This is a genomic window from Streptomyces sp. NPDC057617 (assembly GCF_042800555.1).
Classification (GTDB): domain Bacteria; phylum Actinomycetota; class Actinomycetes; order Streptomycetales; family Streptomycetaceae; genus Streptomyces.
This window is the reverse complement of record NZ_JBHVGV010000014.1, coordinates 57,835-80,048: the sequence shown is the minus strand read 5'-3', so window position 1 is coordinate 80,048 and position 22,214 is coordinate 57,835. Positions and strand designations below refer to the sequence as shown.

At 70.5% G+C, this 22,214-nt stretch carries 17 protein-coding genes; 4 read left to right on the top strand and 13 right to left on the bottom strand.

Annotated features, from left to right (window positions below; genetic code table 11):
- The first annotated feature begins 114 nt into the window (after window positions 1-114).
- Window positions 115-744 carry a hypothetical protein gene (locus tag ACFU9P_RS29360; RefSeq protein WP_376379736.1) on the top strand — a complete coding sequence of 210 codons (630 nt, stop codon included), beginning with the start codon at window positions 115-117 and terminating at the stop codon, window positions 742-744.
- A gap of 209 nt (window positions 745-953) precedes the next feature.
- On the opposite strand, the gene ACFU9P_RS29355 is transcribed toward ACFU9P_RS29360, so the two are convergent.
- The 3 genes from ACFU9P_RS29355 to ACFU9P_RS29345 all read right to left on the bottom strand — a co-directional run bounded on the left by ACFU9P_RS29355 (window position 954) and on the right by ACFU9P_RS29345 (window position 3,174).
- On the bottom strand, window positions 954-1,592 hold the full coding sequence (locus tag ACFU9P_RS29355; RefSeq protein WP_376379738.1) for a hypothetical protein: 639 nt from the start codon (window positions 1,590-1,592) through the stop codon (window positions 954-956).
- A 151-nt stretch (window positions 1,593-1,743) separates the two neighbouring features.
- The gene (locus tag ACFU9P_RS29350) at window positions 1,744-2,454 is read right to left on the bottom strand and encodes a ribonuclease HII (protein ID WP_384086546.1); all 711 of its coding nucleotides are present in this window, start codon (window positions 2,452-2,454) and stop codon (window positions 1,744-1,746) included.
- Window positions 2,455-2,544: 90 nt separating this feature from the next.
- Window positions 2,545-3,174 carry a TetR/AcrR family transcriptional regulator gene (locus ACFU9P_RS29345; protein WP_384086543.1) on the bottom strand — a complete coding sequence of 210 codons (630 nt, stop codon included), beginning with the start codon at window positions 3,172-3,174 and terminating at the stop codon, window positions 2,545-2,547.
- 137 nt (window positions 3,175-3,311) lie between these two features.
- Between ACFU9P_RS29345 and ACFU9P_RS29340 the strand changes: the two genes are divergently transcribed.
- Window positions 3,312-4,868 (top strand): MFS transporter, encoded by a 1,557-nt coding sequence (locus tag ACFU9P_RS29340; protein WP_384086541.1) that lies wholly within the window; start codon window positions 3,312-3,314, stop codon window positions 4,866-4,868.
- A gap of 196 nt (window positions 4,869-5,064) precedes the next feature.
- Here the strand turns inward: ACFU9P_RS29340 and ACFU9P_RS29335 are convergent, their stop codons facing one another.
- The 4 genes from ACFU9P_RS29335 to ACFU9P_RS29320 form a co-directional block, all read right to left on the bottom strand.
- Complete coding sequence (locus tag ACFU9P_RS29335; RefSeq protein WP_384086538.1) at window positions 5,065-6,825, bottom strand: DUF4153 domain-containing protein; 1,761 nt, start codon at window positions 6,823-6,825, stop codon at window positions 5,065-5,067.
- Between the two features lie 185 nt (window positions 6,826-7,010).
- Window positions 7,011-7,940: an ADP-ribosylglycohydrolase family protein gene (locus ACFU9P_RS29330; protein WP_384086535.1), complete on the bottom strand. Its 930-nt coding sequence runs from the start codon at window positions 7,938-7,940 to the stop codon at window positions 7,011-7,013.
- 29 nt (window positions 7,941-7,969) lie between these two features.
- Window positions 7,970-8,629 (bottom strand): histidine phosphatase family protein, encoded by a 660-nt coding sequence (locus ACFU9P_RS29325; protein WP_384086532.1) that lies wholly within the window; start codon window positions 8,627-8,629, stop codon window positions 7,970-7,972.
- An 84-nt stretch (window positions 8,630-8,713) separates the two neighbouring features.
- Window positions 8,714-9,319: a YdbC family protein gene (locus ACFU9P_RS29320; protein WP_376379758.1), complete on the bottom strand. Its 606-nt coding sequence runs from the start codon at window positions 9,317-9,319 to the stop codon at window positions 8,714-8,716.
- A gap of 214 nt (window positions 9,320-9,533) precedes the next feature.
- On the opposite strand from ACFU9P_RS29320, the gene ACFU9P_RS29315 reads away from it, so the two are divergent.
- Window positions 9,534-10,082 carry a TerD family protein gene (locus ACFU9P_RS29315; protein ID WP_384086528.1) on the top strand — a complete coding sequence of 183 codons (549 nt, stop codon included), beginning with the start codon at window positions 9,534-9,536 and terminating at the stop codon, window positions 10,080-10,082.
- A gap of 116 nt (window positions 10,083-10,198) precedes the next feature.
- Here ACFU9P_RS29315 and ACFU9P_RS29310 read toward each other — a convergent pair whose 3' ends face one another.
- Complete coding sequence (locus tag ACFU9P_RS29310; RefSeq protein ID WP_384086525.1) at window positions 10,199-13,105, bottom strand: vitamin B12-dependent ribonucleotide reductase; 2,907 nt, start codon at window positions 13,103-13,105, stop codon at window positions 10,199-10,201.
- A gap of 143 nt (window positions 13,106-13,248) precedes the next feature.
- Window positions 13,249-13,758, bottom strand: a complete 510-nt coding sequence (gene nrdR, locus ACFU9P_RS29305; RefSeq protein WP_384086522.1) for a transcriptional regulator NrdR — start codon at window positions 13,756-13,758, stop codon at window positions 13,249-13,251.
- 499 nt (window positions 13,759-14,257) lie between these two features.
- On the opposite strand from nrdR, the gene lexA reads away from it, so the two are divergent.
- The gene (gene lexA / locus ACFU9P_RS29300) at window positions 14,258-15,043 is read left to right on the top strand and encodes a transcriptional repressor LexA (RefSeq protein ID WP_376379768.1); all 786 of its coding nucleotides are present in this window, start codon (window positions 14,258-14,260) and stop codon (window positions 15,041-15,043) included.
- Window positions 15,044-15,244: 201 nt separating this feature from the next.
- Here lexA and ACFU9P_RS29295 read toward each other — a convergent pair whose 3' ends face one another.
- The 4 genes from ACFU9P_RS29295 to ACFU9P_RS29280 all read right to left on the bottom strand — a co-directional run bounded on the left by ACFU9P_RS29295 (window position 15,245) and on the right by ACFU9P_RS29280 (window position 22,092).
- Entirely contained in the window at window positions 15,245-17,215 is a 1,971-nt protein-coding gene (locus ACFU9P_RS29295; RefSeq protein WP_384086520.1) for an ATP-dependent DNA helicase, read from the bottom strand.
- A gap of 39 nt (window positions 17,216-17,254) precedes the next feature.
- The gene (locus ACFU9P_RS29290) at window positions 17,255-19,147 is read right to left on the bottom strand and encodes an IucA/IucC family protein (protein ID WP_384086515.1); all 1,893 of its coding nucleotides are present in this window, start codon (window positions 19,145-19,147) and stop codon (window positions 17,255-17,257) included.
- A gap of 145 nt (window positions 19,148-19,292) precedes the next feature.
- Window positions 19,293-20,033: a GNAT family N-acetyltransferase gene (locus tag ACFU9P_RS29285; RefSeq protein ID WP_384086513.1), complete on the bottom strand. Its 741-nt coding sequence runs from the start codon at window positions 20,031-20,033 to the stop codon at window positions 19,293-19,295.
- A gap of 139 nt (window positions 20,034-20,172) precedes the next feature.
- Window positions 20,173-22,092, bottom strand: a complete 1,920-nt coding sequence (locus ACFU9P_RS29280) for an IucA/IucC family protein (protein ID WP_384086510.1) — start codon at window positions 22,090-22,092, stop codon at window positions 20,173-20,175.
- Between the last annotated feature and the right edge of the window lie 122 nt (window positions 22,093-22,214).

The window sequence follows — 22,214 nt, the reverse complement described above, 5'->3', positions numbered from 1 at the left end:
CAGCGAGAATTGAACGACCCCCGCACGGTCCGCTCGCGGTCCGCAAGGGCCGTGCCGTGGTACGCCCCCGTCCGCCCCTGCCCGCACTGTGGGCGCGTATGCGAAGGGAGGATCGTGACCTTCGGATTCGCTCCGTCCGCAGCCACTTCGCTCAGCAGACCGGCCGACTCCGCCAACCGCCTCGCCAGGATGCTCGAACTGGACGAATGGGCGGACGCGGGGATTCCGCTGCTCCGCAATCCCCGCGAGGTGGTCAGCGGACTGCACAGCAGGCACCGGCCGAAACCGGCGACCGCGGTGGTGGCCGTCCTGGACCATGAGGAACGGCTGACCGCCAGCGCGTCGTTCACCCCGCGGGCGGCGCCGGTGGACGGCTGGGAGTTCCGTAACGCGCTGCTGGCCCATCTGCGCAGGGTCATCCCGCACGATCTGCGCCGTCGCACCCCCGTGCGTACCGCCGTACTGCTCTACTGCCGTGAGGGCGACGAGCGCTGGACGGAGGAGGACGGAGCCTGGATGTGGGGGCTGCGGGACGCCTGCACCCTGCACGGCCTGCGGTGCGGCGCCTACATCACCCTGACGCGCGGCGGCTGGCAGGTGCTGGGCGAGGGCCGTGGGGGCCGTCGGCCGGACTCCGGGTCCCCGCCCGCCGATCTGGCGGAGACGGTGCTGGAGGCCGCCTCGTCCCTGGTACGCGGCGGCGGTGGCACCGTCGAAGCACTGCGGCACACGGCCGCCCGCTGAGCTGCCGGAACGGAACGGCGGTGCCGGGCGGCGACGAGTCGAGCGGCCCCGGCGGCTTCCGCGCGCAGGGCACCACGGGCACGCACGGACAGCTCAACGGCCCGGCCACCCCCTGAACGGGCGGCCGGGTCGCGACCGGGTCGTACGGCGTACGACGGCGGGCGCTTGTCCACGCCCGCGCACCCCGCGCCGTACGGCTGTCGTGCGGCTCAGACCCCCGCGCCGAGCGCGGCGTTGATCCGTGCGGCGTCACCGCACACGACCAGCAGCGCGGTGGCACGCTGCCGGGCCAGCGGCAGGACCCGGGCGGCGACCTCGTCCCCGCCTCCGTTGACCGCCACGACCACGACGGGCCGGGACTGCGCACGGGTCACGGCGGCGGCACCGGCGAAGAACACGTCTTCGCGGGCGTCATGCTGGGCCCAGTAGGAGGCTTCGCCGAAGGACAGCTCATGGGTGGCCCACGGATGCTGTTCCCCGGTGGTGAGGACGAGGATCTCGCCCGGCGCCCGGCCCGAGTCGAGCAGCAGGTCCACCGCCTCCTCGGCGGCGTCGAGCGCCCCGTCCTCAGGAGCCGGGATGAGCTGGATCTGAGGAGCGGACGGAGTAGTGGGCCCGGACGCCTTGGGCTGCCCGGCGGAGCTGTGCGAGCGCTGCGCCGGCGGCGCGGGCTTCGCGGTACCGGGCCCCGGGCGACCGGGACGCGGCGTGGCCGCGGAGCGCGGCCCGGGAACGGGACGCGGACCGGGTACAGGACGTGGGGTCGGCGCCGTACGGCCGGTGGCCGGGGTGGCGCCGGAACCCTGGGCTCTCTCGTGAATCTGAGGCTCCTGAGGGATGAGAGGCATGGCTGGATGTCTATCAAACGCCGACGCCAGGGGCATCGGCGGGTGGGCGCATTCGCGCCCTGGCCCGCGGCCTGCGGGCGCGCGGGCGGGAGGTCACCGGGTGTTCCGGAAATCGAGCGGATCGGTCGTCGGACGTGCCGGGTTCGAACGGTCAGAAGTCGAAGCCGAGTTGGCCCCCGCTTTCCATGGCCGCGGCCTCCGCGGGGATCCGGATCTTCTTCAGGTGCCGCCACCGGGGCAGCGCGTCGAGATAGGACCACGAGAGCCGGTGGTGCGGTGTCGGCCCCCGCTCCTCCAGCGCCGCCTTGTGCACCGGCGAGGGATAGCCGGCGTTGGCGCCGAAGGCGAACGGTACGTACTCCTCGGACCCCTCGCCCAGTTCGGCCATCATCGCGTCCCTGCGCACCTTGGCGATGACCGAGGCGGCCGCCACCGGAACACAGGTCTGGTCGCCCTTGATGACCGTACGCACCTGCCAGGACCCTCCCAGATAGTCGTGCTTGCCGTCGAGGATCACCGCGTCGGGCCGTACCGGCAGCGCCTCAAGGGCGCGTACGGCGGCGAGCCTCAGCGCCGCGGTCATCCCCAGGGCGTCGATCTCCTCCGGAGAGGCGTGCCCGAGCGCATGCGAGGTGACCCACCTCTCCAGCTCACCGGCCAGCTCCGTACGGCGCTTGGGGCTGATCAGCTTGGAGTCGGTGAGACCGGCCGGAGGTCTGCGCAGTCCGGTGATGGCCGCGCACACCGTGACCGGCCCGGCCCACGCTCCGCGTCCGACTTCGTCGACGCCTGCGATGACTCTGGCGTCGGTGGTGGCGCGCAGCGAGCGCTCAACGGTGTGCGTGGGTGGTTCGTACGGCATGGCACCTGCAAGGTTACGCCGCCGGAACGCCGTGCGACAGACCGGGTACCGGCCGTCCTCAACAGCCGTGTCCGGCCCGCTTCCCCGGGTTCACCGGGTTGCGGACGGCCGGAGCAGCGGCACCATGATCTGATCGATCATCTCGGCGATCTCGTCATCCTCCCATTCGCTCCCGCACACCTTGGAGCGGAACATCATCAGCGCCGGTATCACCTGGAAGAGGAGTTCGCCGGTGGCGTCGGGCCGTACGTCACCACGTTGGATTCCGCGGCTCACCACCTGGCCGAGAAGCCGGTTGGAGGGCTCGATGAAGGTGTGGTTGATGAGTTCCTGGAAGCGCTCGGCGCTCGCCGGATCGCATTCGTGAAGGACCGCACGGAGTGCGAATCCGGGCTGCGAGAACATCGCGTCCCGCACGCGCCGGCAGAGCTGGTAGAGGTCCTCGCGGGCGCTCCCGTGGTCGGCCGCCTCGTCGAACGACGGCAGCCCCGCCAGGAGCGCGTCGGCGACCAGGTCCTCCTTGGACGGCCAGCGGCGGTACACCGCGGCCTTGCCCGTCTGGGCTCCGGCGGCGACGCCCTCCATGGTCAGGCCGCTCCAGCCGACCGTACTCAACTGCTCCAGCGCGGCATCGAGGATGGCCCGTTCCAGTACGGGACCACGGCGGCGCAAGGACGCCGGCTGCGACCGAGCGGTGGCCGCGGAGCGCGAAGACATCATCGGTAACTCTCCATCGTTGGCTGACACTCCGGGGCGGCAGCGTTCAGTGAACGCTTGCGTTCACTGAAGGGGACTCACTACCGTGGACGCGACAGTGAACGGATGCGTTCACTAATTCACTCGTGGGGGATCCAACAGTGACAACCTCTCAACTCGAAAAACAGAGCGGACCACGGGGCGCGGCCCGTCGCACAGGGCGCCCAGGGATCGCCCTCACCGTCATCGCCGCCTGCCAGCTCATGGTCGTACTCGACGCGACGATTGTGAATATCGCGCTTCCACATATCCAGAACGCTCTCAGCTTCTCGACCACGGACCTCTCCTGGGTACTGAGCGCGTACACGCTGACCTTCGGCGGTCTGCTGCTGCTCGGCGGCCGGGCCGGCGACATCCTGGGCCGCCGCCGGGTGTTCATGGCCGGCATCCTGCTCTTCACCCTGGCGTCCCTCCTCGGCGGCTTCGCCCAGGAGCCCTGGCAGTTGCTCGCCGCCCGGGCACTCCAGGGGGTCGGCGGCGCGATCGCCTCGCCCACCTCGCTCGCCCTGATCACCACCACCTTCGCCGAGGGACCTGAGCGGAACAGGGCGTTCGGTGTCTTCGCCGCGGTCTCCGCGGGCGGTGGCGCCATAGGCCTGCTGGCGGGCGGCATGCTCACCGAGTGGCTCGACTGGCGCTGGGTGTTCTTCGTCAACGTACCGATCGGTGTGCTGATCGCGGTCCTCGCGCCGAGGTACATCAACGAGTCCGAGCGCCATCCGGGCCGCTTCGACCTCGCCGGTGCCGCGACCTCCACGCTCGGCATGGCGTCGCTGGTGTACGGATTCATCCGGGCCTCCGAGGAGGGCTGGCGGGACACGCTGACCGTGTCGGCGTTCGCCGCGTCGGTGGTGCTGCTCGCGATGTTCGCGGTGATCGAGTCGCGGGCGAAGGAGCCCATCACCCCGCTCAGGATGTTCGCCGACCGGAACCGTTCGGGCACGTACGTCATCATGCTGAGCCTGGCCGCCGCGATGTTCGGAATGTTCTTCTTCATCGTACTTTTCGTACAGAACGTGCTCGGGTACAGCCCGATCAAGTCCGGTCTGGCCTTCCTTCCGGTGACGGTCGCGATCATCGTGGGTGCGGGACTGTCCCAGCGGTTCCTGCCGGTGCTCGGGCCGAAGCCGTTCATGGTGACCGGTTCCGCCATCACCGGCCTCGGTCTGTTCTGGCTGACGCTGATCAACCCGGACAGCTCGTACGTGAGCGGGGTGCTCGGGCCACTGCTGCTCTTCGGCTTCGGCATGGGGCTGAACTTCGTGACGCTCACGCTCACCGCGGTCTCCGGAGTCGCGCAGCACGAGGCGGGCGCGGCTTCCGGGCTGCTCAACGCGAGCCAGCAGGTGGGCGGTTCGCTGGGGCTCTCCATCCTGGTCACGGTGTTCGGTACGGCCAGCCGCAACGAGGCGGAGCGGCAACTGCCGTCCTTCATGGCGGAGGCGAGCCCGGAGCAGAAGGCGGAGCTGGCCAGGACGCAGGAGCTGCCGGGGCGCTGGGGCCACGAGGTGCTGACCCAGGGCATCTCGACGGCGTTCGTCGCTGCGGTGGTCATGGTGGGGGTCGCGCTGCTGACGGCGGCGCTGGTGATCCGGGTGCGCAAGAGCGATCTGGAGGCGCTCAGCGGCAAGGCGGAGGCGGCGGGTCCGGTCGCCTAGGACCACGGCTGGGCAGGGCCGGGGGCCGGGATCCGGGTCGGGGGCGGGGGACCGGACCCGGATCCCGGCCGTACGGAACCGCTGTACGGCTCCGTACGGTGCCGCCCGGCCGTGGCCGCTTCGTACGCCCGGAAGCGCTCCGCCCGTACGGCCCGCAGTCCGGTCGTACGGCCCGCAGTCGGGCCGTACGGAACCGTCACAGCCCGTCGAGGTCGCCCCGGAAACCGTCCCAGTAGCCCTGTCCGGCGCAGGTGGCGGAGTGGTCGACCGGCCGCTCCGCCAGGATGTCGCGGGCCCGTTGCTCGGCCAGGCTCGTCGCGTACCAGGGTTTGTCGCCCTCCGACAGATTCCGGTCAATACCGGCCAGAGCGCATGAGCGCAGCGGCTCGGGCAGCCGGTCCAGGGCCGGCACCGCATCGGCGGACAGCTCCTGGAAGTACTGGACGTCGATCTTCTCCGTACGCTCGTACCGCTGTACGTTCTGCTCCGCGACCAGCGCGTCCGGCGAGAGCAGCCCGTACGCGAGGACGGCCGCCGCGGCGCTCGCGGCGACGGCGCGCGGCAGCCAGCGTCCGCCCACGGCGCCCGCCACCAGGATCAGTACGATCACCAGAGCGAGCCACAGCTCCATCGCCGCCACCGTGACACGCAGCCGCGTCAGTCCGTACGCCTCGACATACAGGTCCATCCGGCGCAGCGCGGAGGCGGTCACGACCAGCGTCAGCACACAGAGGACGCCGAGCACGGCGCGGACCAGGGCACGGTCGCGGGCACCGTCGCGCGGGGCCCAGCGACGGGCCAGCCCGATGACGAGCAGGACGAGGACGGTGACCCACAGAAGCTGCCAGAAGCCCTGGCGCGCGTACTCGGAACGCGTGAGTCCGGTCTGCTCGAAGACCTTGCGGTAACCGCCGAAGAGCACGGCGAGCTGGACGGCGATGAACGCCGCGAAGAGCAGGTTCAGGACGATCAGCGGAAGCGCCCACTCCATCCGGGCGCGGGCCTTGCCGGGCCGTACGGTGATGCGGTCCCAGCGCAGCGGCGCGGCGGCGGTGTGCGCGGTGGCGAGGGCGCCGAGGAGTCCGACGCCGAACAGCAGGAAGCGCCAGGGGCCGTCCTCGACCGAGACCTCCGGGGTCAGACCGCCGAGCAGATCGGCGAACGCCGCGTCGGCACCCGCGAAGAGCGAACCGAACACGACCAGCAGCACGGCCGCGACGACGAGCGCGCGGAACACGGGCAGCCAGTGCCGCGGCGACTGTCCGGCGCGCTCGCGCAGACCGCGCAGGCCCCAGGCCATGGCGCTGCCGATCGAACCGAGCAGGCCGAGCGGACCGAACACCACGCCCGGCCAGGTGCGGGCGCCGTGCAGCGCCAGCGACCCCAGCGCCATCGCGGAGACGATCGAGAGGAAGGCGGGCAGACCGGCGTCGCTCAGGGCGGGGACGATCAGCAGTGCCACACCGCCGAGGGCCCAGACCAGCGTCCAGGGGCGCGGGCGCCGGCCGGCCGCCTGCGCGGCGAAGTAGGCGGCGAGGGCGGCGGGGACCGTGACGATCAGCAGATTCAGCCCGGCTCCCTCGCCCAGCAGCAGGGCGCTGAGCAGGGCGGTCGCCAGAACCGACCAGAGTGAGGCGACGCGGATACGGGCCGGGGCCGCGGGACTGATCGCGGTGAGCCAGGCGGGCGGCTCGGGGCGCTGCGGCTGCCACTGCTGCCAGTCGGGCGCCGGCGCCGGGCCCGGGGGCTGCTTGCGGTACGGCGGCGAAGCGGCGGATGCCCGCGCTGCCGCGCCCGGCCGGGCGGCTTCGGAGGCAGCGCTCGCCGCCTCGGCTCTTGCCTCGGGTTTCGCACCGGCGGCCTGGGCGACCAGGTCCTTCGGCTCCTGTTCGCTGCCCGCTGTCCCCCGGTCGTCCGGCTCCTCGGCCGGCACGGGTATGGACGGTGTATCTGTCACGGGACCCCCTCCCGACCGGGTCCCGTCGCAGTGGAGTGGCGCGTACGACCCGGTGTCTCGTCGGCATGCGCCCGTCGAAGATCATCAAGGCGGCGTGGCGGACAGAGTAACCATGGACCCGAGGCGGTCCCGTACTCCTCAGGGTCGCCTGTGGCAGGACCGTGACAAACGCATGCCCCCGGTGGTCACCCGGTTACGCCCGAGGACAGCCACCCGGGAAGCTCTTCCGTACACTCCCGCCAACGCTCCGGCGGCGCCCCCGCGCCGCTCGCGGCGATCACTCCGCCGACGATGGCGCAGTTCGTATCGACATCTCCGCCCACCTGCGCCGTTGCCCAGAAGCCCCGTTCGAAATCGCCGAGGGCGCGCGCCGCCGACCAGAGGGCGAACGGCACGGTGTCCTGCGCGCTGGTGCGCCGTCCACAGCCGAGGACGGCGGCGACGGTGCCCGCGTCGTCGTAGTCGAGCATGTCCCGCGCCTTGCGCAGGCCCATCCCTACCGCGCTGCGCGGTACGAGCGCCACCACACCGTCGAGCAGGGCCTCCCGCGAGGGCGGTCCCGCCGGGTCGGCGGCGAGGGCCGCGGCAGCCGCCACCGCCATGGCGCCGGCCACGGCCTCGGGGTGCTGATGCGTCGTGTACGCGGAGATCTCGGCCTGGTGCGTGGCCTGTTCCGGGTCGTCGGCGTACCACGCGCCGAGGGGCGCGATGCGCATGGCGGCTCCGTTGCCCCATGAGCCCTGCCCGTCGAAGAGCCCGGCGGCCAGCTCCCGCCAGTCGCCGCCCTCCCGGACCAGCCGGAGCATCCGGTTGACGGCGGGGCCGTAACCGCGGTCGAAGTCATGGCGCTCGGCGAAGGAGCGCGCGAGCGCGTCCTGGTCGATACGGCCGAGCGCGGCCAGCACGGCGAGGACCGACGCACCCATTTCGGTGTCGTCGGTCCACTGCCAGAGTCCGGGCGGCAGCTCCCGCCGCTTCAGCAGGGGATAGTTGGACGGTACGAAGAACTGGGAGCCGAGGGCGTCGCCCACGGAGAGTCCGCGCAGGCTGGCCAGAGCGCGTTCGAAACGCCCGTCGGGTGCGAAGTCACCCGCGAGTGTGAAGTCAGCAGTCATCGCGCTGACACTTTAGTCGCACGGTCGTGCTATCCGGTGCGGCCGTACGGTTCCGGGGTGCGCCAGCGGTCGAACGGGCGGTCCAGGGTGTATCTGCCGTCCGTGCCGAGCAGCAGTGTCCGGGTTTCCGCGTTGCAGGGGTTCGACAGGGACTCGAACTCGGCGACCGACCAGTGGAACCAGCGCATACAGAACAGCCGCATCGTCAACCCATGGGTGACCAGGAGCACATTCTCCGGAGAGTCGGGCGCCTCGAAGCTCCGGTGGAGGGACTCCAGGAACGAGCCGACCCGGTCGTACACATCCGCGCCGGACTCCCCCTGTGCGAAGCGGTAGAAGAAGTGCCCGTACGCGTCGCGGTAGGCCTTCTGGAGCTGTACGTCGTCGTGGTCCTGCCAGTTGCCCCAGTCCTGCTCGCGCAGCCGCGGCTCCTCCCGTATCCGCACCAGTTCCGGATCAAGGCCGAAGGCCTGGAACGTCTCGTGCGTACGGCGGTACGGGGAGACATAGACGCTGACCTGCTCGTGGCCGAACAGCTCGCGCAGCCGCGCGCCGGTCTCCTCGGCCTGCCGTCTGCCCCTCTCGGTGAGCCTCAGGGCGTGGTCGGGCCGGCGTTCGTACACCGAGTCATCTGCGTTGCCTTCCGACTCCCCGTGCCGGACAAGGACAATGCGCCGCGGTCGTGCCATGCCATGACCCTAGAGCGGCCAGGAAAGCGAGTCCCGCCCGGGGCGCACCACCGGGGCGCGCGCACCGCCGACGTGCGCGCGGTGTCACACCGTCCAGCTCGCTTCGAGGTCGACGACATCCCCGGCCAGCGCCGCCACATCCGCGGCCGTCTGCGCGCGCAGGGTCAGCCGCTCGACCCGTTCGACCCGGTACTTTCCGTGCTCGGCCGCGGACTGCCACATCGAGAGCACGATGAACTCATGTCCGGGCGCCTCCCCGAACAGTCCGCGCACCATCCCGGGCGATCCGGCCATCGCCGGGTTCCACACCTTCTCCTGCATCAGCGCGAAGTGCTCGACACGGTCCTCGTGGACCTTGCAGTGCGCGACCCGGACCACATCCGCGTCGGTGAACCGTGGCTCGAAGCCGGTCTTCACATCGAAGCGGTAATCGAATAGTTTCGCCTGGACGTCCCGGTACGTCCCCGACTGCGCGGTGGCCAGCCGGTCGTGCGAGCGGGCCATGAAGGAGTCGTAGAACGCGCGGCTCTCCCAGAACGCGAAGACATGGGCGACGCCCGGCTTCGTCCGGCTCCATCCCCCGCTCTGCCCCCGGAACCCCGGTTCACCGAGCAACCCCGCCCATTTGCGCTGCCCGCGTTCAAACCCTCGTCGGTCGACCACGGTGCAGCGTGTCCACTTGACCAGCACCGCGCCATCGTACGGCGCGGAGCGTGGCGCGGGTCACGCTCCGGCGGAGTGCGTGGCACCGGCCCGGCGGTATGCACACGGGTCCGAGGCGAGTATCGGCCAACGTGGCGTCAACCGGACTGATGGCGGCGCCTGTTGTCGGTGCCCCGGTCTAGCCTTGCAGTACGTGGGCCTCAGACCGGCCCGGTTCCGATGAGGACGAGGGGGAGGACCGGTGAGCAGCAGCAGTCTCAACCGAGGAGTGGCGAAGATCGAGGTCACGCTGAAGTGGGACCCCAGCCCCCTGGGCGCGCCCCCGCACGATCTCGACCTCGTCGCCGCGACCTATACGGCCAAGGACCCGAACGGAAAGCCGGCCTATCTGGTCTACTTCGGAAGCCGCTCGCCGGACGGCACGATCACGCTGGACCGGGAGAGCAGGACCGGCCAGGGCTTCGGCGCCGACGAGGAGATGACGCTGGAGCTGGACCGGCTGTCGCCCGCGTATCACCGGGTGGTGGTGGGGGTGGCCATCCAACAGCGCGACGGGCGGCGGACGTTCGGGGACATAACCAATGCCCGGGCGCGTGTCCTGGAGGGATACACCGAGCTGGCGCAGCACGACTTCGTCGGCGTCCCCTCCGCCACCGCGGCGACCTTCGCGGAGTTCACCCGGGACGCCTCGGGCGCGTGGCAGTTCCGTACGGCCGTCCGCGGTTTTGACACCGACCCCCAGTCCTTCGGCACCCTGATGGGCACCACCAGTACCACCGGCACCGTCTGACGCCCTGGACCCCCTGCACCCCGAAGGGGCGGCGGCCAACCGGCCCACCGCCCCTCGGAGTTCAGCACCGCACCGCGTTCAGCGGCACACCGCTACGGCACCGCCACGGCCACGGCTCAACTGCAGCCGCTGGTCGAACCGCAGCCCTCGCAGATGTAGCAGGACCCCGCCCGCTGCATCTTCGTACCGCAGGAGAAGCACAGCGGCGCGTCGGCGCTGATGCCGAGCTGCATCTCGACCAGTTCGGCGGAGGTGTGTGCCTCCTTGGGGGCCGGGATCGCGGCCGGGCCCGCGACTTCGGCTGCGGAGACCGCCTTCAGTGTCTCCGCCGGACGCGGAGTGGACTGGACGAGACTCTCGGTGTCCAGGGTCTCGTCGTCCAGGGACGGCTCGTACGAACCGGTGTCCAGGTGGCGCTGACGCTCCTCCGCGGAGTGGATCCCGAGAGCCGAGCGGGTCTCGAAGGGCAGGAAGTCCAGGGCGAGCCGACGGAAGATGTAGTCGACGATCGACTGCGCCATCCGGACATCCGGGTCGTCCGTCATCCCGGCCGGCTCGAACCGCATATTGGTGAACTTGGAGACGTACGTCTCCAGCGGCACGCCGTACTGGAGGCCCACCGAGACGGCGATGGAGAAGGCGTCCATCATGCCCGCGAGGGTCGAGCCCTGCTTGGACATCTTGAGGAAGACCTCGCCGAGACCGTCGTCGGGGTAGGAGTTGGCGGTCATATAGCCTTCGGCGCCGCCCACCGTGAAGGAGGTGGTCAGGCCGGGACGGCCCTTGGGAAGGCGCTTGCGGACCGGGCGGTACTCGATGACCTTCTCCACCGCCTGGCGGATGGTCTCCTCGGTCTTCTCGGCGACCTTCTCCGTGACCTTCTCCTCCTTCTTCTTGGCGGAGAGGGGCTGGCCGACCTTGCAGTTGTCGCGGTAGATGGCGAGGGCCTTGATGCCCATCTTCCACGCCTCGAAGTAGACCTCTTCGACGTCCTCGACGGTGGCGCTCTCCGGCAGGTTCACCGTCTTGGACAGCGCGCCGCTGATCCACGGCTGGATGGCCGCCATCATCCGGACATGGCCCATGGCGGAGATGGAGCGCTCGCCCATCGCGCAGTCGAAGACCTCGTAGTGCTCGGGCTTCAGTCCGGGCGCGTCGATCACATTGCCGTGCTCGGCGATGTGCGCGACGATCGCCTCCGCCTGCTCGGGCTGGTAGCCGAGACGGCGCAGCGCCTGCGGCACCGTGCCGTTGACGATCTGCATCGAGCCGCCGCCGACCAGCTTCTTGAACTTGACCAGAGCGAGGTCGGGCTCCAGACCGGTGGTGTCACAGGACATCGCGAGACCGATGGTGCCGGTGGGCGCGATGACCGAGGCCTGGGCGTTGCGGAAGCCGTTCTTCTCGCCGAGGCGCAGGACGTCCTGCCATGCCTCCGTGGCGGCGGCCCAGACCGGGGTGTCCAGGTCGTCCATGCGGACGGCCGTGGCGTTGGCGTCGGAGTGCTGCCGCATGACGCGCTTGTGCGGCTCGGCGTTGCGGGCGTAGCCCTCGTACGGACCGACGACCGCGGCCAGTTCGGCCGAGCGGCGGTACGAGGTGCCGGTCATCAGTGACGTGATCGCGCCGGCCAGCGCGCGGCCGCCGTCGGAGTCGTACGCGTGGCCCGTGGCCATCAGCAGGGCGCCGAGGTTGGCGTAGCCGATGCCGAGCTGGCGGAAGGCGCGGGTGTTCTCGCCGATCTTCTGGGTCGGGAAGTCCGCGAAGCAGATGGAGATGTCCATCGCGGTGATGACCAGCTCGACGACCTTGGTGAAGCGCTCTGACTCGAAGGACTGGTGGCCCTGGCCATCGTCCTTGAGGAACTTCATCAGGTTCAGGGAGGCCAGATTGCACGAGGTGTTGTCCAGGTGCATGTACTCACTGCACGGGTTCGAGCCGTTGATCCGGCCGGACTCGGGGCAGGTGTGCCAGCGGTTGATCGTGTCGTCGTACTGGATGCCCGGGTCGGCGCATGCCCAGGCCGCCTCGGCCATCTTGCGGAAGAGGGACTTGGCCTCGACCTCTTCGATGACATCTCCGGTCATCCGGGCCCGCAGCCCGAACCTGCCGCCGTTCTCGACGGCCTTCATGAACTCGTCGTTCACCCGGACCGAGTTGTTGGCGTTCTGGTACTGGACGGAGGTGATGTCGTCGCCGCCCAGGTCCATGTCGAAGCCCGCGTCGCGCAGGGCGCGGATCTTCTCCTCCTCCTTGACCTTGGTCTGGATGAAGTCCTCGATGTCCGGGTGGTCGACATCGAGGATGACCATCTTGGCCGCGCGGCGGGTGGCGCCACCGGACTTGATCGTTCCTGCGGACGCGTCGGCGCCGCGCATGAAGGAGACCGGGCCCGAGGCATTGCCCCCGGAGGAGAGCAGTTCCTTGGAGGAGCGGATACGGGAGAGGTTCAGACCGGCGCCCGAGCCGCCCTTGAAGATCATCCCCTCTTCCTTGTACCAGTCCAGGATCGAGTCCATGGAGTCGTCGACGGAGAGGATGAAGCAGGCCGAGACCTGCTGGGGCTGCGGGGTGCCGACGTTGAACCACACGGGCGAGTTGAAGCTGAAGATCTGGTGCAGGAGGGCGTACGCCAGCTCGTGCTCGAAGATCTCGGCGTCGGCGGGCGAGGAGAAGTAGTGGTAGTCCTCGCCGGCCTTGCGGTACGTCTTCACGATCCGGTCGATGAGCTGCTTGAGCCCGGTCTCGCGCTGCGGGGTGCCGACGGCCCCGCGGAAGTACTTGCTGGTGACGATGTTGACCGCGTTCAGCGACCAGAAGTCGGGGAACTCGACGCCACGCTGCTCGAAATTGACCGAGCCGTCGCGCCAATTGGTCATGACGACGTCACGGCGCTCCCAGACCACCTCGTCGTACGGATGCACGCCGGGTGTCGTGTGGATCCGCTCGATACGCAGCCCCTTGCCGGCCTTGGTCCCCTTGGTTCGGGAACCTCGTGCCGGGCCGCTCGTCGTCTCTGTCATGCCGCCTCCCATATACGTACAAAAACACCCTGAAGTGCCATGCTCTTCCCATGGCACGGGGTCTGTGTCCAAATGCCCCGGGAACGCCTGAGGCGCCCGTGACAGGTCCTGGTTGCCGCGGAGCGGCCGGGTGCGGCCGGCCCTCAGTCCGCGGCGGTGGCGGGCACGCGGTCCTCGTGGGTCCCGTCGGCGCCGCACTCCTCTGCGGGAGGCCGCTCACGCAGTTCCGCGATGGCGGCCTCGAAGTCTTCGAGCGAATCGAACGCCCGGTACACGGATGCGAAGCGCAGGTACGCGACAAGGTCGAGTTCCCGCAGTGGGCCGAGTATGGCCAGCCCCACGTCGTGGGTGGTCAGCTCGGCGCTCCCGGTGGCGCGCACCGCTTCCTCGACCCGCTGGCCGAGCTGGGCGAGGGCGTCCTCGGTGACCGGCCGTCCCTGGCACGCCTTGCGCACGCCGGAGATGACCTTGGTACGGCTGAAGGGCTCGGTCACACCGCTGCGCTTGATCACCATCAGTGAGGCGGTCTCCACCGTCGTGAAACGGCGGGAGCAGTCGGGGCACTGGCGGCGGCGCCGGATCGACGTCCCGTCGTCGGTGGTGCGGCTGTCGACGACACGGCTGTCGGGGTGCCTGCAGAAGGGGCAGTGCATGGCTCCCAACCCTCCTTCACGGCGCGACTGAATAGCCCCGTCAGGGCTCGGAAAGAGCCCCTCGAAGCAGTCCCCAGCATAGGCGATGCCCTCGGCTCCGATCGACCGGGACCACAACTTCTGGGCGGTTGTGACAATCCAACCACTACATCTGGGGCCGGACGGCATCCTAAGCCCCAGAGCGTGTCGCCCGCGGAGGCGGGTGCGGCGGGGCCGCGCGGGCCGGCCATGAGCGTACGGGAAGGGCCCGGCGGCCGGGATCCGGGACCGCCGGAATCCCGCCCGCCGGACGGGCGGGAGCGCGCCCTGGGCCCCGGCGCCACGGCCCCGGGCGGTACCGTGACGACGGGCCACCCACGGCCACACACCGGGCCCATACACCGAGTCCGTCACTTACGGCAGTCACTCTTCGATTTTTCACTCGAACGTGTGTTTGGCGCAACCTTTCGAAAGCTACTACCGTTGTCCAGCTAGGGAGAACATTTCGAGAGGGGCCGACGTGACCACCACCGCAGACAGTGCCACCATCACTGCCCAGGACCGCTCCCAGAGCCGACTCGAGCCGGTGCATGCCATGAATGACGCGATCATGAATCCGGAGGGGCCCAAGCCCGCCCGTTCGCTGCCCGGCCGGCCTCCAGGAATCAGGGCGGACAGCTCGGGTCTCACCGACCGGCAGCGCAGGGTCATCGAAGTCATCCGGGATTCCGTGCAGCGGCGTGGGTACCCGCCTTCGATGCGGGAAATCGGCCAGGCCGTGGGGCTCTCCAGCACCTCGTCGGTCGCCCATCAGCTCATGGCTCTGGAGCGCAAGGGCTTCCTGCGCCGCGACCCGCACCGGCCCAGGGCCTATGAGGTGCGCGGCTCGGACCAGCCGAGCACCCAGCCGACGGACACGACCGGCAAGCCCGCCGCGTCATATGTGCCGCTGGTCGGCCGGATCGCCGCCGGCGGACCGATCCTCGCCGAGGAGTCGGTCGAGGACGTCTTCCCGCTCCCCCGCCAGTTGGTGGGCGACGGAGAGCTGTTCGTCCTCAAGGTCGTCGGTGACTCGATGATCGAAGCCGCGATCTGTGACGGGGACTGGGTGACGGTCCGCCGCCAGCCGGTCGCGGAGAACGGGGACATCGTCGCCGCGATGCTGGACGGCGAGGCGACGGTCAAGCGCTTCCGCCGCGAGGACGGCCATGTCTGGCTGCTCCCGCACAATGTGGCGTATCAACCGATCCCTGGCGACGAGGCGACGATCCTCGGCAAGGTGGTCGCGGTCCTGCGCCGGGTGTGACGCCTCCACCGGCTCCGACCGGGCCCCGGGACCCTCTGCGCCGGTCCCGGGGCCTGCTGTTTACCCCGGAATCCGATGCCCCCGCCCCGCCCCCGCCGCCCTGGCCGGAGGGCGGCGGGGGCGGGGATGGTCACCCTCCGGTCGTCACGCCGGTCGTCACGCCTCGAATCATCACGACCCGGATCATCACGCCCCGGATCATCACGCCCCGGCGGCCTGCGCCGCGGCATCGATCGCCGCGAGCGACCTCCGTACCGTCTGGCGGTCCGTCGTGTACCAGAAGTCGGGCAGTGAAGCGCGCAGGAAGCTGCCGTACCGCGCATTGGCCAGCCGCGGGTCCAGTACGGCCACGACACCGCGGTCCCCGCTCGCCCGTACGAGCCGACCCGCGCCCTGGGCCATCAGCAGGGCGGCATGTGTCGCGGCCACCGCCATGAACCCATTGCCGCCGCCCTCCTCCACCGCCTTCTGCCGTGCGCTCATCAGCGGATCGTCCGGGCGCGGGAAGGGAATCCGGTCCATCACCACAAGCTGGGAGCTGGGCCCCGGCACATCGACGCCCTGCCACAGCGACAGCGTTCCGAACAGACAGGTCTTCGGATCGGCGGCGAAGGCCTTGATCAGCTCGCCCAGTGTCTCCTCGCCCTGGAGCAGGATCGGCGCGTCCAGCCTGCCGCGCAGCTCCTCGGCGGCGGCCTGAGCGGCCCGCATCGAGGAGAACAGACCGAGCGTACGGCCACCGGCCGCCTCCACCAGCTCCGCCAGCTCATCCATCATGTCGCCGCGCGACCCCTCGCGCCCCGGCGTGGCGAGATGGCGGGCGACATAGAGAATGCCCTGCTTGCGGTAGTCGAAGGGCGAGCCGACATCGATGCCCTTCCACTGCGGAATGTCGTCCCCCTCCGTCCCCTCCGGCGCCAGCCCCAGCGAGGCGCCCACGCCGTTGAAGTCGCCGCCGAGCTTGAGCGTGGCCGAAGTGAGGACGACGGAGCGGTCGGCGAAGAGCTTCTCCCTCAGCAGCCCCGAAACCGAGAGCGGAGCGACCCGCAGCGACGCTCCGAAGCGGTCGTGCCGCTCGTACCAGACGACGTCGTACTCGGACCCGTTCGCGATCCGCTCCGCCACGGCGTGCACGGACTCGACCGACGCCAGCGCCTGTTTCCGTACGACGTCCTCGTCCTGCACGGACTTGTCGCGGGTCGAGCCCAGCGCCGAGATCACCGTACGGGCCGCGTCGCGCAGCGCCATCAGGGCATAGCCGAGATCCTCGGGGACCTCTTCGAGCCGCCCGGGCAGGGCCAGCTCCATCAGCCGCTCGAAACCCTCGGCCGCCGTCTGGAGGGCGTCCGCCGCCTTCTCGTTCACCAGCTTCGCCGAGCGGCGCACGGCGCGGTTCACCTGCCCCGGGGTCAGCTCACCGGTGGCGGCGCCGGTGACCCGGGAGACCAGCTCATGGGCCTCGTCGACGATCAGCACCTCGTGCTGCGGCAGCACCGGCGCGCCCTCTATGGCGTCGATCGCGAGCAGGGCGTGGTTGGTCACGACGACCTCGGCGAGCTTGGCCCGCTCCCGCGCCAGCTCGGCGAAGCACTCCGCGCCATAGGCGCATTTCGTCGCCCCCAGGCACTCCCGCGACGAGACAGAGACCTGGGACCAAGCGCGGTCCGAGACCCCGGGTGTCAGATCGTCCCGGTCGCCCGTCTCGGTCTCGTCCGCCCAGTCCCGCATCCGCAGCAGGTCCATGCCCAGCTTGCTGGACGGCGCGGCGGCCTCGAACTGGTCGAAGAGCCCGTCCTCCTCGTCCTGCGGCACCCCCTCGCGCAGCCGGTGCAGACAGAGATAGTTGGACCGGCCCTTGAGCATGGCGAACTCGGGCCGTCTGCGCAGCAGCGGATGCAGCGCCTCGACCGTGCGCGGGAGGTCGCGCTCCACGAGCTGGCGCTGGAGCGCCAGGGTCGCGGTGGCCACCACGACCCGCTCTCCGTGCGCCAGGGCGGGCACGAGATAACCGAGTGACTTTCCGGTGCCGGTGCCCGCCTGGACCAGCAGATGGGACGAGGTGTCGATGGCCTCGGCGACGGCCTCGGCCATGGTGACCTGGCCGGGCCGTTCCACGCCGCCGACGGAGCTGACGGCGGCGTGGAGGAGTTCGGGGAGTGATGGCTTCGTCATAGCCCGACCCACCCTACGGCTCACCACCGACAACAGCGGTCACTCGCGTCCGCCCCCGGCCGCCAGCGGATTGGGAACCGTACCGTGCACGGCGGCATGCGGCCGCTCGGACCGGTCGCGGTATCCGTCGAGGTGGAGGCGGTTGCGGTTGAGGCAGAGCCGCTCGATACGGGGGGTGAGCAGGTCGAATGTGGCGAAGCGCTCCTTCAGCTCCGGGAACCGCACGTGGTAGCGCAGGATCTCCGCCCGTACGAGGGACCAGAACTCGTCCTCGGGTACGCCGAGTTGCTCCTCGCACAGGGGTGCCAGATAGCGGAAGACCCCGACGAAGAGCCCTGAATGGATGAACTGGGTGAGAAAGCCCGGCTCCTCGGTCAGCAGGATGTCCTGCACATCGCGGGGCATCGTGTTGTGCTCGGGCAGCGGCCGCGCGCTGACGTTCACATCGTCCACGAAGTCCTTGATCGCCAGCCGTACCGGGACGTCCTGGCTGTCGAAGACGACGATGGCGTTCTCGCCGTGCGGGGAGAAAACGGTTCCGTAGCGGTAGAGGAAGTGCAGCAGCGGCGGGAGCAGCGCCGCGAAGAGCCGCTGGAGCCAGACCTCCGGTGTGAGACCGGAGCGGGAGACGAGTTCCGCGGTGAACGTCCGCCCCTGCGGATCCGTATGGATGAGGGAGGCGAGCGTACGGGCACGCTCCCCGGGGGCGAGCCGGGTCTGCAGAGGCTCCCGCCAGATCGCGCCGAGCAGTTCCTTGTACTGGTACGGGACTTCCGGAAGGTGGTCGTACAGCGGGTGCTCGACCGTCACCGAGGCGACCTCGCCCAGCAGGATCACCCCGCATTCGTCGCGCAGGAACGGGTCGGCGTCACGGATGCCGTGGACCCACGCGGTGACGGCGGGGGCGGCGAGGGTGCGCTCGGTGGGCAGTCCGCGCCAGACCAAGGTGTTCAGGATGGACAGGGGCAGTTTGACGGTGTGCCGGTCGGGCCGTCCGATGTTGAGGAACGTACGGATGGACTGCTGCGGCAGGCGTAGATCACCGTCGGTCGGGAGCGGGACGATCGCTCCCCCGGCTATGGCGGGCGCGTAGAGCGGGAGCAGGACCTCGTCCCACTGCCAGGGGTGTACGGGCAGATAGAGATAGGCGGCCGGGTCCAGGCCCCGGTCCCGGAGGACGGTGTCGAAGCGCTCGCGGACGGCGGTGTCGAGTTCCCGGGTGTAGAGCAGGTCGGGCGTGTCCAGCGCGGGGACGCCCCGGTAGGCGGCGAGGGCGGTGCTGACCGCGATCCAGGGCAGCGGGGCCGGTCTGCGGGCCTCGGGCGCCCAGCGCGCCGCATCGGTGGCGGAGAAGCCGACGCGCCCCTTGTTGAGGACGAGCCAGGGGTGGCCGGTCTGGTGTCCTTCGAGGTCGGCGTAGTCGAGATCCGCGAGGCGTGCCGCGCTGAGGGCGGTGTGGTCGAGCCGGACGTCGGCGGCGAGGGTCGTGGTGAGTTCGCGGACGAGATGGCCGAGGGTCTCGCCGTCGAGTCCGAGCAGCCGGCGGGCGAGCGGCAGAAAGCCCAGCGGGTCGGAGAAGGGCCGGTTCCGGTACCGGACGGAGCCGGGGTCGACGCGCCAGTGGCCGTAGGCGCCGCGGGTGGCACGGAAGAGGAGCGTTTCTCCGGCGTCGAGGGTGAGTGCGTAGTGATCGGCGGCGCCGGGGACGGGCGCCGGTTCGACGATCTCCTCGTACGCGAATTCCCCGAGCAGTTTGGCGAGGAGCCGGCCGGCGGCCAGGTCCCAGGCCTGGGGGTTCAGCTCCGGCGGGGAGAACAGAGGCACGGCGGAGCCGGGGAGCGCGGTGGAGTCGCGGGCGGCCGTGGAGTCATGGAGAGGAGCGGTGGTGTCGTGACTGGCAGGGGAGTCGTGGGTGGCAGGGGACTTCGGCACGAGGACTCCTCGGGACGGAACCGGTGTGGATCGAGCGGTGTATCCACAGCCGCCGGTAGCGGCTGAGAGCGAGGGCGGGCGGGGAGGCGGGAGCGGGAGGGGCAAAGACGGTCGGCGGTCGGCGGTCGGCGGTCGGCGGGATCGTTCAGAGCAGGTCGCGCAGGGCGCGGTCGCGCACCATGAGAGCGGCTCGTTTGTCAGGCAGGTCGGCCTCCGCGAAGAAGCGGAAGCCGGCGCTCAGGAATGCGGAGACGGAGGGGGTGTTGCGCAGGTCGGGTTCGGCGATGACGCGCCCGCAGCGGGGCCGGTGGTCGAGGATGAGCTCGGAGACGGCTCGCAGCAGGACGGTCCCGACCCCGCGTCCGCGGTCGGCGACGCTCCCGAGCAGGAGATGGATCCCGGTGTCGTGCGGACGCGCCGGGTAATGGCGCGCGAGCGGGTCCAGGTCCGCGCGGTAGATCTCCCAGTAGCTCATCGGAATCCCGCGCAGAACACCCAGGCACGGAACGCTGCGGCCGTCGCCGTCGAGTTGGGGACGCAGATGGGCGGCGGTCACGGATTCCGGCCCTGCCAGCTCCCAGAAGGCGGCCACAGCCGGATCGTTCATCCAGCGGCTGACCAGCGACAGATCGCGCTCGATACAGACGGGTACGAGCTGGAAGACACCCGCGGATGTGAGGGTGGTGCCCCAGCCGCCCGGGGTGTCGAGCAGATCACCGGCGGCCGGAGCGGGGGCGGGCCGCGGAAGTACGACCGCCGGCCCGCCCTCTCCGAACAGTGCGGTCAGCTCATCGGTGAGCCGCAGATCGATGGTGTCCTCGGTGCCCCCGTCGGGGTGCGGGGTCGGGCCGGCTCCACTGCCGGTGCTCGCGTCGGCGGGAGGCATGGGGCGCTCTCCTCTCAGCAGTTCGGACGGGTCGCGTTCCTTCGGCGCCGGACCGGTGACGGATCAGTAGCAGATCGGCCGCGGATCAGCCGCAGATCAGTGGCGGGTCGGTCGCGGACGGTCGCGGACAGAGATCAGATCACTGGCGCAGCGGATTGGTGATGGTGACATACACGGACTGGGTGTCAACAGGCCCCACCAGTTCGTCGAGACCGTGCAGCCGGGTCAGCAGATTGGCCTTGCAGCGCAGAGTCGCGGGCTCCAGCAGCCGTCCGGGCAGCGGCGAGCCGAGTCCCGCCGCTCCGGCCAGGAACTGCCTGAAGGCCGCCAGGAGGACACGCTCGTCGGCGAGTCCCTGCGCACCGAACGCGCCGATCAGACCGAAGACGTTGTTGATGCCGAGGTAGTACGCGAAGCGCTCGTCGGTGACCTCGTCGGAGACGAACGTGTCGCTGGCCGAGCCGATCCCGGGCAGGCGGCGCTCCAGCGAGGCACGGTGGGACTCGCGGAAGTAGTAGCCCTGGTTGTCGCGGTAGCGGCCCCCGACGGGCCAGCCGTCGGTGTCCAGGAGCACCAGGGTGTTCTGCTGGTGGGCCTCCAGGGCGATCCCGGCCGTACCGTCCAGCCAGAGCACCGGGCGTACGACCTGGTCCAGATAGCGCAGAAACCACTCGGCGGACACGGCCGCGCGCGACCGGCCGGTACGGGCCGCCAGCGCCCGGACGATCTCCGCGAGCCGCGAGTGGGTGCCCGTACGGCCGGGATACGGGCGCGGAGCGGTCAGCCCCGCGATACAGACGGCGTCGTCCCCGGGAGCGAACGGATTGTGGCGCACCATCACATCGAGCCCGCCGACCGGCTCCCCCTCCGGGGTGTCGACGGCGAGCCAGGCGGGGTCGCGGACGATGTCGAAGCCGGGGTGCGCGGCCTGCCACTCCTTGCCGAGGCCGCTGCGGAGCAGCCGGTGCACTTCGACGCCCCGGTGGAGTTCCTTGCGGAGGTTCTCACGGCGCGAGTTGGTGATCCGTACCCCGAGCGAGAGCTTGAGCATGGTGGGGATGCCGGACCGGTGGACCGTACGGATCGACGAGGTGGGGTGCCAGGGCGCGCCATGGGGTCCCAGGTCGTGCAGGAGCCCGGCCTCCAGGAGCGCGGCGACGGCGGGGCGGTGCCTCAACTCGCGGGCCTGCCAGGGGTGGAGGGGCAGTGGGACGGTGTCGCCGGGCAGGGGTACGTCCCCGATGAGGCGGGTGGTGAGCAGTTCCGCGGGGATGACGCGGCCCTGTTCGGTCCAGGCCGAGTCGGTGGCGAGTACGGACCGGTCGACGGCCATCCAGTGCAGCGGGAAGGAGCCGCGCAACTCGGGTGAGTAGAGCCGGGCTTCGGCCTCGGAGAGTCCCTCGCGGCTCTTGGGCGTGGGGTGCAGGGGGTGGCCGAGGAGCAGCGACTGCTCGGCGGTGAGGAAGAGATCCGTACCGGCGGGGGCTTCTGGGGCCCGGCGTCGGTCGGCGATGAACTCGGCGGTGTGGCCGAGGGAGTTGGCGACCCGGCCGACCAGATCGGCTCCCTGGTAACGGCCCCCCTCCCGGCCGAGGAGCGCGGCGACGGTGACGGCCTCGGCGGCCGGGGCGTCCTGGGGTGCGTTCTCCAGGAAGGGCATGCCGAAGCGGTGCCAGCCCGTGGCCGACCAGTACCGGACGGGGACGAGCAGGGCGGTGCCGCTGGCGGTGAGCGGGATCCGCAGCACGCTGCCGTCGGGGCGGGGCAGACCGGTCTCCCTGACCCAGCAGCGCAGCAGATTCTCGGTGGCGGCCGCGTCGGCCGCCTTCAGCGGGTCGGGGTGGTCGAGCTGGTCGGCGGCCGCGGGGCCGGCGAACGGGCCTGCCGGGGCGGCGGGTTCACTGTCGAAGCCTCCCTCGGACTGCCGTGGCACCGTCGGGGATCCCGCGGTACGGGCGGCCCTCGCCGGGGCCCGCACTCCCTGGTGTCCTCGCGGGTGATCGGCGGAACGGCTGTCGGCCTCGGGCACTTCGGGTGAGGGTGAGGGTGTGGGGTTCACGCGGGCTTCCTTGTGAGGGTGTCCGGGGTGTCCTGGATGGCCGGGGCGTCCGGCGGATCGGTGTCCTGAGGATCCGGCGGATCCGGGACGTCCTGGGTGGCCGGCGTGTCCGGGGCGTCCCG